This window comes from Achromobacter sp. DMS1, from assembly GCF_001270295.1.
In genome coordinates this window covers 1-11,222 of sequence record NZ_LHSJ01000130.1, presented here as the reverse complement: position 1 = coordinate 11,222, position 11,222 = coordinate 1, and the positions used below count along the sequence as shown (strand labels likewise).

The 11,222-nt window shown below is 69.1% G+C and carries 9 protein-coding genes, 5 pseudogenes and 1 riboswitch; of the genes and pseudogenes, 8 read left to right on the top strand and 6 right to left on the bottom strand.

The window, feature by feature from the left end:
- Together AD428_RS15540 and AD428_RS15535 are read left to right on the top strand one after the other, a co-directional pair.
- Positions 1 to 591: pseudogene (locus AD428_RS15540) on the top strand (biotin-dependent carboxyltransferase family protein); the annotation flags it as partial.
- The gene (locus AD428_RS15535; RefSeq protein WP_053245773.1) at positions 588 to 1,373 is read left to right on the top strand and encodes a LamB/YcsF family protein; all 786 of its coding nucleotides are present in this window, start codon (positions 588 to 590) and stop codon (positions 1,371 to 1,373) included. The pseudogene AD428_RS15540 and the gene AD428_RS15535, both read left to right, overlap by 4 nt.
- Before the next feature lie 13 nt (positions 1,374 to 1,386).
- Here AD428_RS15535 and AD428_RS15530 read toward each other — a convergent pair whose 3' ends face one another.
- Both AD428_RS15530 and AD428_RS15525 read right to left on the bottom strand, forming a co-directional pair.
- Positions 1,387 to 2,097 carry a GntR family transcriptional regulator gene (locus tag AD428_RS15530; RefSeq protein ID WP_053245772.1) on the bottom strand — a complete coding sequence of 237 codons (711 nt, stop codon included), beginning with the start codon at positions 2,095 to 2,097 and terminating at the stop codon, positions 1,387 to 1,389.
- Between the two features lie 113 nt (positions 2,098 to 2,210).
- Positions 2,211 to 2,852, bottom strand: a complete 642-nt coding sequence (locus tag AD428_RS15525; RefSeq protein ID WP_053245771.1) for a trimeric intracellular cation channel family protein — start codon at positions 2,850 to 2,852, stop codon at positions 2,211 to 2,213.
- Between the two features lie 227 nt (positions 2,853 to 3,079).
- Here AD428_RS15525 and AD428_RS15520 point away from each other — a divergent pair, with 227 nt between their 5' ends.
- Positions 3,080 to 3,949: a universal stress protein gene (locus tag AD428_RS15520; RefSeq protein WP_053245770.1), complete on the top strand. Its 870-nt coding sequence runs from the start codon at positions 3,080 to 3,082 to the stop codon at positions 3,947 to 3,949.
- 33 nt (positions 3,950 to 3,982) lie between these two features.
- Here the strand turns inward: AD428_RS15520 and AD428_RS15515 are convergent.
- The 4 genes and pseudogenes from AD428_RS15515 to AD428_RS15500 all read right to left on the bottom strand — a co-directional run bounded on the left by AD428_RS15515 (position 3,983) and on the right by AD428_RS15500 (position 8,041).
- Positions 3,983 to 5,261 (bottom strand): annotated as a pseudogene (locus AD428_RS15515) (muropeptide transporter).
- An 84-nt stretch (positions 5,262 to 5,345) separates the two neighbouring features.
- A pseudogene (gene metW / locus AD428_RS15510) lies at positions 5,346 to 5,954 on the bottom strand (methionine biosynthesis protein MetW).
- Positions 5,951 to 7,183 (bottom strand): homoserine O-succinyltransferase MetX, encoded by a 1,233-nt coding sequence (gene metX / locus AD428_RS15505; RefSeq protein WP_053245769.1) that lies wholly within the window; start codon positions 7,181 to 7,183, stop codon positions 5,951 to 5,953. The pseudogene metW and the gene metX overlap by 4 nt, the downstream one beginning before the upstream one ends.
- Positions 7,173 to 7,253, bottom strand: a riboswitch (SAM riboswitch). It overlaps the preceding gene by 11 nt.
- A 44-nt stretch (positions 7,254 to 7,297) precedes the next feature.
- Complete coding sequence (locus AD428_RS15500; protein WP_235490449.1) at positions 7,298 to 8,041, bottom strand: GntR family transcriptional regulator; 744 nt, start codon at positions 8,039 to 8,041, stop codon at positions 7,298 to 7,300.
- A 195-nt stretch (positions 8,042 to 8,236) separates the two neighbouring features.
- Here AD428_RS15500 and AD428_RS15495 point away from each other — a divergent pair, with 195 nt between their 5' ends.
- The 5 genes and pseudogenes from AD428_RS15495 to AD428_RS29560 form a co-directional block, all read left to right on the top strand.
- On the top strand, positions 8,237 to 8,518 hold the full coding sequence (locus AD428_RS15495; protein ID WP_053245768.1) for a UxaA family hydrolase: 282 nt from the start codon (positions 8,237 to 8,239) through the stop codon (positions 8,516 to 8,518).
- Positions 8,519 to 8,544: 26 nt separating this feature from the next.
- Positions 8,545 to 9,719 (top strand): annotated as a pseudogene (locus AD428_RS15490) (UxaA family hydrolase).
- Positions 9,720 to 9,984: 265 nt separating this feature from the next.
- Positions 9,985 to 10,848 (top strand): Bug family tripartite tricarboxylate transporter substrate binding protein, encoded by an 864-nt coding sequence (locus tag AD428_RS15485; protein WP_235490445.1) that lies wholly within the window; start codon positions 9,985 to 9,987, stop codon positions 10,846 to 10,848.
- A gap of 11 nt (positions 10,849 to 10,859) precedes the next feature.
- Complete coding sequence (locus AD428_RS29565; protein WP_369798767.1) at positions 10,860 to 11,021, top strand: hypothetical protein; 162 nt, start codon at positions 10,860 to 10,862, stop codon at positions 11,019 to 11,021.
- 40 nt (positions 11,022 to 11,061) lie between these two features.
- Positions 11,062 to 11,222: pseudogene (locus AD428_RS29560) on the top strand (3-phosphoglycerate dehydrogenase); the annotation flags it as partial.

The following is an 11,222-nucleotide window of genomic DNA, read 5'->3' as shown; positions in this document are numbered from 1 at the left end:
GGCTTCCATGGACGCGCGCTCGCCAAGGGCGACCAGGTGCCGCTGGCCAGGCCGCTGCGGCCCGGCGCCGACCTGGACGCGCTGGCCCAGGCCCTGTGGAACCTGCGTGTCTACCTGCCGTCGGCCCTGGGCGGCCGCACGCGCGCCGGCATCCGCTTCCTGCCCGGCCGCCACTGGAACGAGTTCTCCGCCGCGTCGCGGCGCGCCTTCGCCGAAGCCGAGTTCCGCATCAGCCCGCAGTCCGACCGCATGGGGTACCGGCTCACCGGCCCGGCGCTCGCCATGGATGCGCCGCGCCAGATGCTGTCGGAAGCCGCGTGCTTCGGCACGGTACAGGTGCCGGCCGGCGGCGAGGCCATCATTCTCATGGCCGACCGCCAGACCACCGGCGGCTACCCCAAGATCGCGCAGATCGCCACGGTGGACCTGCCCCTACTCGCGCAATGCGCGCCAGGGCACGCCCTGCGCTTCGAGCCCATTCCGCTCGAAGAGGCGCAACGGCTGGACGCCGCGCGGGAACGCGCTTTCGCGCAATTGCACGAGGCGCTGGCCCCCCTGCGCGCCCTGCTCAACGACGGAGAGTCCTCATGAATGCAAGTATCGACCTGAACTGCGACATGGGCGAAAGCTACGGCGCCTGGAAAATGGGCAACGACGCCGAAGTGCTGGCCTACGTCAGCTCGGCCAACATCGCCTGTGGCTTTCACGGCGGCGACCCCGCCACCATGCGCAAGACCCTGGCCGCCGCGCTCGGGCACGGCGTGGCGCCGGGCGCCCATCCCAGCCTGCAGGACCTGGCCGGATTCGGCCGCCGCGTCATGCAGATCAGCCCCCAGGAAGCCTACGACATCGTGGTCTACCAGATCGGCGCGCTGGCCGGCGTGGCCGCCTCGCAGGGCGCCCGCCTGCATCACGTCAAGGCGCACGGCGCGCTCTACAACATGGCCGCCAAGGACGCGCCGCTGGCCGAGGCCATCTGCCAGGCGGTCAAGGACGTGGATGCGACGCTCATCCTGTACGGTCTGGCAGGCAGCCGTCTCATCGACGCGGCGCGCAAGCTCGGCCTGACGGCCGCCAGCGAAGTCTTCGCCGACCGCACTTACCAGGACGACGGCTCGCTCACTCCGCGCACGCGCCCGGACGCCATGATCGAAGACGTGGAACAGGCCGTGGCCCAGGTGGTGCGCATGGTGCGCGAGGGCAAGGTGCGCTCGGTGGGCGGCAAGGACGTGGCGGTGCAGGCGGACACGCTCTGCATCCATGGCGACCAGCCCAACGCGCTGGTCTTCGCCAGCGGCATCCGCCGCGCGCTCGAAGATGCGGGCATCGAAGTGCGCACGCCCGGCCAGGGGAGCCGGCCGAAAGCGGGATAAGCCCCGGCGCGGATCAGCGCGGCAGACGCGGCTGCGCCTGCGCGTCCTGCGCCAGGGTATCGCGGTAGGCTTCCAGAATGCCGGGCAAGGCAGTCAGCACGTGGCCGCGCGCCAATTGCGCGGCGTGGTCGAAGTCGCCGCGCTCCAGGGCATCGGCGACGCCTTCGGTGAGATCCGGCTTGACGCCCGATTCGAAGATGCGCCGCGCCAGCATGTAGCGCAGCGGCTCCACCTGCTCGTAGAGCTTAGCCAGCACGTCGCGCAGGGGCGCGTTGCCGGTGTGGCGCGCGCCCACGAGATAGAAATCGCGCAGCGCGGCCAGATAGGCGCGTATGTCCCGCCGGGCGAAGGCATCGTCGCGCGCCGCATCCAGGCGGCGTAGCTGGTCCAGCAGCGGGCCCAGGTCCGGCAGAGAGGCAACCTGGCGCAGGCAATAGGCCTCCAGCTCGGCGCGCAGCTCGTACAAGTGGCGAATCTGGACTTCCGAATACAGCGTGACGCGAAAGCCCTTGCGCTGCACATGGGTGACCAGGCCGCTGAGCTCCAGCAAGCGCAAGGCTTCGCGGATCGGGCTGCGGCTGGTGCCGAAGCGTTGTTCGAGCTCTTGTTCCCGCAGCGGCTGCCCGGGCCGGATGGTGCCATCCACGATCAGGTCACGAATCTGTTCCTGGAGGAAATACGGAATCGTGGCGGGTGGAATCGTGGCGGGCGCTTTGAGGTCCAATCGGCTCCCCTTGTACTGCGATGCGTGTTGCGACAACGTGACGATACTAGAAAACTATTGAAACATGAATGATAAAAATGTTTCATCGGCGGGTTGCCGCGCGGTGGGCGGCGTCAATCCCAGTCGTCGCGATAAACGAACTTGGGCATCTGCCAGTTGAACCGCAGCGCCAGCAGGCGGAACGCCAGGCCGGCGGCCAGCGCCAGCGGCACCGCTGCGTTGGCCGACAGGCCCAGCGCCTGGCCCCCGAGATACAGCGCGCCCGTGGCGGCGGAGACGCTGGCGTACAGTTCCTTGCGGAACAGCAGCGGCACCTCGTTGCAGAGCACGTCACGCAGCACGCCGCCCGCGCAGCCCGTAATCATGCCGCTGATGAGCACCACCGTGACGGAAAGCTGCATCTGCTGGGCCACCTGGCAGCCGATGACGGTGAACGCCACCAGGCCCAGCGCGTCGGCCAGCAGGAACACGCTGCGCAGGCGCCGCATGACCGGCGCGATGAGCGCCGTGAGCAGGGCCGCCCCGGCCGTCATCCAGAGATATTCGGGGTGCACGATCCAGGTGAGCGGGTAGTGGCCCAGCAGCACGTCGCGCACGGAACCGCCCCCCAGGGCGGTAACGCAGGCAATGGCGCACACGCCCAGCCAGTCCATGTCGCGGCGCCCCGCCGACAGGGCGGCCGTCATGGCTTCGGCCACGATCGCGACCAGGTACAGGCTGTGCAGCAATAGCGGGGAGATGGTGGAGAAAAACATGGCCGGGACGGATTCTGCGCAAACGCCATTGTATTGAAGCGGCGGCAGACTTCGCACAAGCGGACGTTGCCTGCTTTGGCCGCATCCCTTACGCTCGGAAATGCATTGATATCAGTCAAGCCCGGACGCGCACCGCGGCGCGACAATGGGCATGTGCCCGCAAGGGCGGCAATGCCGGTCCGTGGATTGCGGGAGCCGCGAACCGGTCCTCAATACGGGAGAAAAGCATGTCTAAGCAACCTGGCCCCATTCTGCTGGCCACGGATCTCAGCTCGCGCGGCGACCGCGCCCTGGACCGGGCGCTGCAACTGGCGCAAGAACTGGATCGCCCCCTGATCGTGCTGCACGTCATGGAAGCGCAAGGGCAGACCGCCCGCCTCACCACGCCTGTCTGGCGCCGCCTGTCTCCTGACCACAAGGCCCTGGCCGAGCGCGAGCTGGCCGAAGACCTGGCCGGCGCCAAGGTGCGCACCGAAGTGGTGGTGGTGTCCGGCGATCCGCTCGCGCAGATCATGGCCACCGCCGACAGCTACGGCTGTTCGCTCATCGTGACCGGCATCGCGCGCGACGAAACGCTGGGCCGCCTGCTGCTGGGCACCACGGTCGAGAAACTGGTGCGCAAGGCGAGCCAGCCGGTGCTCATCGTCAAGACGCGGCCGCGCAAGCCGTACCGCGACGTGCTGGTCGCCACCGACTTCTCGGAAGGCTCGCGCGAGGCCCTGCGCGCGGCGCTGGACCTGGTGCCCAACGCCGACCTGACCCTGTTCCATGCCTACGACGTGCCGTTCCACGGCAAGCGCGCCCCGGAAGAAGCCGTGGTGCGCAGCTTCCACAAGGCGGCCGAGCAGGAGTCGCACGCGTTCCTCGCCGCCACGCCCGAGCTGTCCGGCAAGCCGGCGCCCAAGGTGGTGCTCGAATGCGGCCAGCCCGAAACCGTGCTCTCGGAGTATTCGTTCACCCACCGCTCCGACCTGGTGGTGACGGGCACGCACGGCCGCACGGGCATCCTGCGCACGGCGATCGGCAGCGTGGCCGAGCGCCTGCTCGAATCGCTGCCCAGCGACGTGCTGATCGTGCGGCTCACCACCGAAGAGTAGCCGCGGCGGACCGCGCCACGCACGGGGCGGGGCTCAGTCCTCGCCCTCGCGCACCATGGCTTCGATGCGCCCGCGCAAGGCGTGCAGCAGCAGCAGGCCGGGCACGGCGATCGCCACCGTCACCAGGAAGAAGCCGGGCCAGCCCAGCTCCTGCACCAGCGGCGGCGTGAGCGGCCCGGCCAGGTACGTGCGGCCCACGGCCGATAGCCCCGACAGCAGCGCGAACTGCGTGGCCGAGAAACGCTGCCGGCACAGCGCCATCAGCAGGCCCACGAAGGCGGCCGTGCCCAGGCCGCCGCAGAGGTTCTCCAGCCCCACGCCGGCGGCCATCAGCCACAGGTTGCGGGGGCTGACGGCGATCAGCCAGTACGCCAGGTTCGACACGCCCTGCAGCACCCCGAAGCACATCAGCGAACGGTACAGGCTCCAGCGCGCCATGACGGCGCCCCCGGCCAGCGCGCCCACAATGGTGGCCGCGATGCCCATGACCTTGTTCACCGCCCCCACCTCGGTCGGCGTATAGCCGGCGCCGCGCAGCAGGAAGGTGGTGGACAGCGCGCCCGCGAAAGCGTCGCCCAGTTTGTACAGCACGATGAGCAGCAGCACCGCCAGCGCGCCGCGCCGGCTGAAGAACTCCGACAGCGGCTCCACCACCGCTTCGCGCAGGCGGCGCGGCGCCAGCGCCACGTGGTCGGGCTCCGGCGCGGCCAGCGTCGCCAGCGCGCACAGCAGCATGAACACGCCCATCAACACGTAGGTGCGGCCCCAGCCCAGCGGCGGCACGAGCACGTGCTCGCCCCAATGCAGGCCGCTGTCGGCCAGGATGAAGGCCAGCCCCCCGGAGACGATCATCGCCAGCCGGTAGCCCAACACCTTGACCGCCGCCCCGGCGCCGCGCTCTTCCTTGTGCAGGACGTCGGTGCAGTATGCATCGAAGGCGATGTCCTGCGTGGCCGACAGGAAGGCCACCAGCAGCCCCAGCAGGGCCAGCGGCTTGAGCGCCTCCGACGGCGACAGCAGCCCCATCACCATGATGGTCAACGCCAGCAGCGCCTGCGTCACCAGCATCCAGCCGCGCCGGCGTCCCAGCACCGGCGGCACGTAGCGGTCCACCAGGCGCCCAGAGGAACTTGAGGGTATAGGCCGAACCGACCAGGGTGAGGAAACCGATTTCCTGCAGCGGCACGCCCTCCACGGTGGCCCAGGCCTGCAAGGTGCTGCCCGACAGGGCCAGCGGCAGCCCGCTGGCGAAACCCAGCACCAGCAGGGGCGCGACGCGCGGACTCGTATAGACGTTCAGTACTGCGGAAATGGCGGTCTCCCGATGCGTGGCCCGGCCGGGGGCGGCGGGCTTGGGGCATTGTAGGGCAGCGGCCGGGCCGGGCCCGGCCCGCCTTCAGGACGCGAAGCGGTACACGGCCAGCGTGCTGCGCCAGCCCGGGAGCACGCGCACCTCGCGCCCCTCGTTGAAGGTGGCGCGCTCCAGGATGCGCAGACCCAGGTCGGCGGCCAGCCGCTCGAAGTCGCGCAGCGTGCACAGGTGGATGTTCGGCGTGTTGTACCACTGGTAGGGCATCTGCCCGGTGACGGGCATGCGTCCGCGCAGGATGGACCAGCCGTGCGGCCAGTAGCCGAAGTTGGGAAACGACACCACGCCGTAGCGCGCCACCCGCGCCATCTCGCGCAGGATGTGCTCGGTGCGGTGCATGGACTGCAGCGTCTGCGACAGCACCACCGTGTCGAACTGCGCGTCGTCGAAGAGCGCCAGCCCGTCTTCCAGGTTCTGCTGGATGACCTCGACGCCGCGCCGCACGCAGGCGATGACGCAGTCGTCGTCCAGTTCCACGCCCGCGCCGCGCACCTGGCGATGGTCGCGCAGATGCGCGAGCAGGGCGCCGCGCCGCAGCCCAGGTCCAGCACGCGGCTGCCGGCTCTATCCAGCCGTCGATGCGGGCCAGTCGGGCCGCAGCGCGCCGGCGGCGGGGCTCAGAGTTGCGGAAGTCATGCGGGGCTTTCTCCGGTCAGGGCCGCGCCGGCGAGCCCCAGCTCGCGGGCGATGCGCTCGTAATAGCCGCGCACCACCGCGTGGTAGCGCGCGTCGTCCAGCAGGAAGGCGTCGTGGCCGTGCGGCGCGTCGATTTCTGCGTAGGTGACGGGCCGGGCGTTCTTGAGCAGGGCGCGGACGATCTCGCGCGAACGCTCGGGCGGAAAGCGCCAGTCCGTGGAAAACGACACCAGCAGGAAATCGGCCTGCGCCGGCGCCAGCGCGCGCGCCAGGTCGCCGCCGGTGTTGCGCGCCGGATCGAAGTAGTCCAGCGCGCGGGTGATGAGCAGATAGGTGTTGGCGTCGAAGTAGCGGGTGAACTTCTCGCCCTGGTAGCGCAGGTACGACTCGACCTCGAACTCCACGTCATAGCCGTAGCGGTACGCGCCGTTCTCGGCGGGCGCGCGCTGCGCGCGCCCGAACTTCTCGGCCATGTCGTCGTCGGACAGGTACGTGATGTGGCCGATCATGCGCGCCACCGACAGGCCGCGGCGCGGCACCGCGCCGTGCGCGTAATAGTCGCCGCCGTGGAAATCCGGGTCGGTGATGATGGCGCGCCGCGCCACCTCGTTAAAGCCGATGTTCTGCGCCGACAGGCGTGGCGTGCTGGCGATCACCACGCAATGCGCCACCCGCCGCGGCAGCGTGATGGCCCAGCTCAATGCCTGCATGCCGCCCAGCGAGCCGCCCATGACGGCGGCAAAGCGCTCGATGCCGAAGTGGTCGGCCACGCGGGCCTGCGCGCGCACCCAGTCTTCGACCGTCAGCACCGGAAAGGCCGCGCCCCAGGGCTTGCCGGTTTCCGGATTGATCGACGCCGGGCCGGTGGAGCCGAAGCACGATCCGAGGTTGTTGACGCCGATCACGAAGTAGACGTTGGTGTCCACCGGCTTGCCCGGACCCACCATGTTGTCCCACCAGCCCACGTCGGCCGGGTTGCCTGCCGCCCGGCCCGCCACGTGATGCGAGGCGTTGAGCGCGTGGCAGATCAGCACGGCGTTGCTGCGCTCGGCGTTCAGCGTGCCATAGGTTTCTACCGCGAGTTCGTAGGACGCGAGCGATTGCCCGCTTGCCAGCGGCAGCGGTTCGTCAAAGCGGAGGAAGGTGGGAGAAACCAGGCCGACGGAGCCGGGTTCGGGAGCAAGGGCGTGGGCCGGTTCGCCGGCCAGATTCAGGGCAGGAGTGGTCATTCGGACCTCTTTAGCTGGATTTATTGGCGGCGCCCGCAAGCGGATCAGGCAAATCGGCGCCGATGTGACAGCGGGGATTCTAGCACTTCGGCGCGGGCCCGGCCGCCCGCTCCGTCATGGCCGCGCTCCGCCGCCCGCTTCCCAGGGCTCGTGGCCCAGGTACTCGTAGCGCTCGGTATTGACGCGGGAAATGCGCCATTCGACCGGCTGGCGGTTGTAGGAGTAAGCCACGCGGCGGATCTCCAGCAGCGCGCCGCCCTCCTCCACGCCCAGCCAGCGGGCATGGGCGCGGTCGGCAAGGCAGGTGCGCAGCCGCTCGTCGGTGGCGATGACGTTCACGCCGAACACGTCCTGGTAGAGCGCGTACAGCGTGCTGGGGCGGTCGCGCAGATGGGCTTCCGTCATGCCCGGAAAGCGCGTCTCGGGCAGGCAGATGTCGTCCACCAGCACCACGTCGCCGTTGAGCGTGAGCAGGTTGGTGAACTCGAACATATAGGCGCTGGCCGGAAGGTTGAGCTTCTCGCGGGCCAGCGCCGTGGCGCGCGTGCGCCGGAAGCGCAGCAGTTCGGTCGACGGATAGGCTTTGCTGCCGTCTTGCCGCAGGATGCGGAAGAACTTGAAGAAATGATGATTGCGCGTATGCGCCGCCACATAGGTGCCGCGCCCCTGGTGCCGCACGAGGATGTTCTCGGCAGCCAGTTCGTCGATGGCCTTGCGCAACGTGCCGATGGACACGCCGAACCGCTCGGCAAGCTGCTTTTCCGGCGGGATGGCCTCGCCCTGTTTCCATTCTCCCTGCGCCAGCGCGGCCAGCACCGCCTGCTTGACCTGCTGATACAGGGGGCTGCCCAAAGGCACGTCGACGAAAGGCTGATGTTCATTGAGACGCTTCGCGATGTTCGGGAAGGCACAGTGTAGCGGCGCGGACGAGTCGCGCTCAAGTCATACAATTCATCTATATGATTTAGTTGACATGCCCATGCGCCCGACCTAAGATGGCCTGACCAACGGCAGCGCGTCCGCCCGGACGCGCCGGAAGAGGAGACCAAGACAATGATTCACGCCGTATTGCATGACGCCAAGGACACGGTGGCGGTCGCCGTGGTGGAAGGACTGACAGCGGGCACCGAACTCAACGCCTGGATCATGGACGAAGACCGCATCATCCACGTGCGGGCCGCGCAGGACATTCCCATCGGCCACAAGGTGGCGCTCAAGGACATGGCCGTGGGCGACACGGTCTACAAGTACGGGGCCGACATCGGCCGCGTGGTCGCGCCCATCAAGGCGGGCGAGCACGCCCACGTGCACAACATCAAGACCAAGCGCTGGTAAGCCCTCACCCGTAAGGAAGAATCCCCATGTCCGTCATCAACGCCTCCACCACTTTCCAGGGCTACCGCCGCGACAACGGCCGCGTCGGCGTGCGCAACCACGTCATCGTGCTGCCCGTGGACGATATCTCCAACGCCGCGGCCGAGGCCGTGGCCAACAACATCAAGGGCACGCTCGCCCTGCCCCACCCCTACGGCCGGCTGCAGTTCGGCGAAGACCTGGAGCTGCATTTCCGCACGCTCATCGGAACGGGCTGCAACCCCAACGTGGCCGCCGTGGTGGTCATCGGCATCGAAGAAGGCTGGACCCGGCGCGTGGTCGACGGCATCGCCGCCACCGGCAAGCCGGTATCGGGCTTCAGCATCGAGCTGCACGGCGACCACGACACCATCATGCGCGCCTCGCGGCAGGCCAAGGAATATGTGCACTACGCCACCGCGCTCTCGCGCACCGAATGCCCGATTTCCGAACTCTGGGTCTCCACCAAGTGCGGCGAATCCGACACCACCTCGGGCTGCGGCGCCAACCCCACGGTGGGCAACGCCTTCGACAAGCTCTACGCGCTGGGCAACACGCTGGTGTTCGGCGAAACCTCGGAACTCACCGGCGCGAGCACATCGTGGCCGAGCGCTGCGCCAATGACGCCGTGCGCGAGCGGTTCATGTTCATGTTCAACCGCTACCAGGCCATGATCGACCGCTGGAAGACCAGCGATCTTTCCGAATCGCAGCCCACCAAGGGCAACATCGCCGGCGGCCTCACCACCATCGAGGAAAAGGCGCTGGGCAACATCCAGAAAATCGGCAGGAAGTGCCGCGTCGACGGCGTGCTGGACAAGGCCGAGACGCCCGACGGGCCGGGGCTGTGGTTCATGGATTCGTCGTCGGCCGCGGCCGAGATGGTCACACTGTGCGCGGCCTCGGGATATGCGGTGCATTTCTTTCCCACGGGCCAGGGCAACGTCATCGGCAATCCCATCCTGCCCGTCATCAAGATCTGCGCCAACCCGCGCACGGTGCGCACCATGTCGGAACACATCGACGTGGACACCAGCGGCCTGCTGCAGCGCGAAATCGACCTGGACCAGGCCGGCGACAAGCTGCTGGCCTGCATGCTGGCCACCGCCAACGGCCGCTGGACGGCGGCCGAGGCCCTGGGCCACCGCGAGTTCGTGCTCACGCGCATCTTCGAAAGCGCTTGAGCACCGTGGGCCGCGCCACGCGGCCCGCCATCCGCCACGCCACCACCAGACCCGGGCGCGAGCCCCAGCGGTACGGGCGCATGCATTCCTACCCGGGCGCCCCCCCAAGGAGGAAGAGAAATGAGTCACGAACAACCGCAACACCCGCTGTCCGCCCGGTGCGCGGTGCTGGCCGCGCTGGCGCGCCGGCGCCTGCGCCCTGGCGCCCTGGCAGCGCGCGCTGGCGCAGAAAAGCGCCTGGCCGGACCGTCCCATCAATTATGTGGTGCCCTTTCCTCCCGGCGGCCTGACCGACGTGGCCGCGCGCCAGGTGGGCAAGGCGCTGGGCGACGCCGAGCGCTGGAACGTGGTGGTCGAAAACAAACCCGGCGGCAGCGCGAACATCGGGGCGGCCCACGTCTCGCACGCCGCCCCGGACGGCTACACCTGGCTGGCCATCACGCTTTCGCACGCGGCCAACGCCACGCTTTTCACCGGCAAGGCCGGCTACGACCTGCTGCGCGACCTGACGCCCGTGGCCGGCCTGGCGTCTTCGCCCATCATGGTGGTGGTCAATGCCAAGAGCGGCATCCGCAGCATGGAAGACCTGGCGCGCGCCGCCAGGGCCAAGTCGCTGTCGGCCGGCTCCAGCGGCAACGGCACGCCGCCGCACCTCACCCTGGCGCTCTACCAGAAGCTCACCGGGCTCAAGCTCATGCACGTACCGTACAAGGGCGGCGCGCCCTCGCTCACCGATCTCATCGGCGGACACCTGGACGTGGTGTTCTCCAACTACCCCGAGTCGCTGGCGCACGTGAAGAGCGGCGCGCTGCGCGCGCTGGCCATCACCACGCGCGAACGCAGCGCCGACCTGCCCGACGTGCCCACCGTGGCGCAGGCGGGGCTGCCCGATCTCATCGTCGAGAACTTCACCGGCGTGATGATGCCCGCGCGCACGCCGCCGGAGCTTGTCGAGCGGGTCGGCGACGCCATCGTGCGGCAGCTCCGGCAGCCGGCCATGCAGCAGTCGCTGCGCCAGCTCGGCTTCGTGCCCCAGCCGCGCGGCCCCGGAGAGTTCGCGGCCTACCTGAAGTCGGAGGTGGACCGCTGGTCCAGGATCATCCGCGAAGCCAACATCCAGGTCGCCTGAACGGAGCCGCCATGCTGATCGTGATTTCCGAGTTCATGGACGAACCCGCCGTCCAGGCGCTGCGCGAGCGCTTCGAGGTGCGCTACGACCCCGGCCTGGCGGAGTCGCGCGCGCCTTGCTCGCGGCGGCGGGCGAGGCCGACGCGCTCATCGTCCGCAACCGCAGCCGCGTAGACGCCCGCGTTGCTGGCCGCCCGCGCCGCGCCTGAAGGCGGTGGGGCGGCTGGGCGTGGGGCTGGACAACATCGACCTGGACGGCTGCGCGGCGCGCGGCATCCGCGTCATGCCCGCCACCGGCGCCAATGCCCGGGCGGTGGCGGAATACGTCATCGGGGTCACGCTCGCGCTGCTGCGCGGCGTGTACGGGGCCACGGG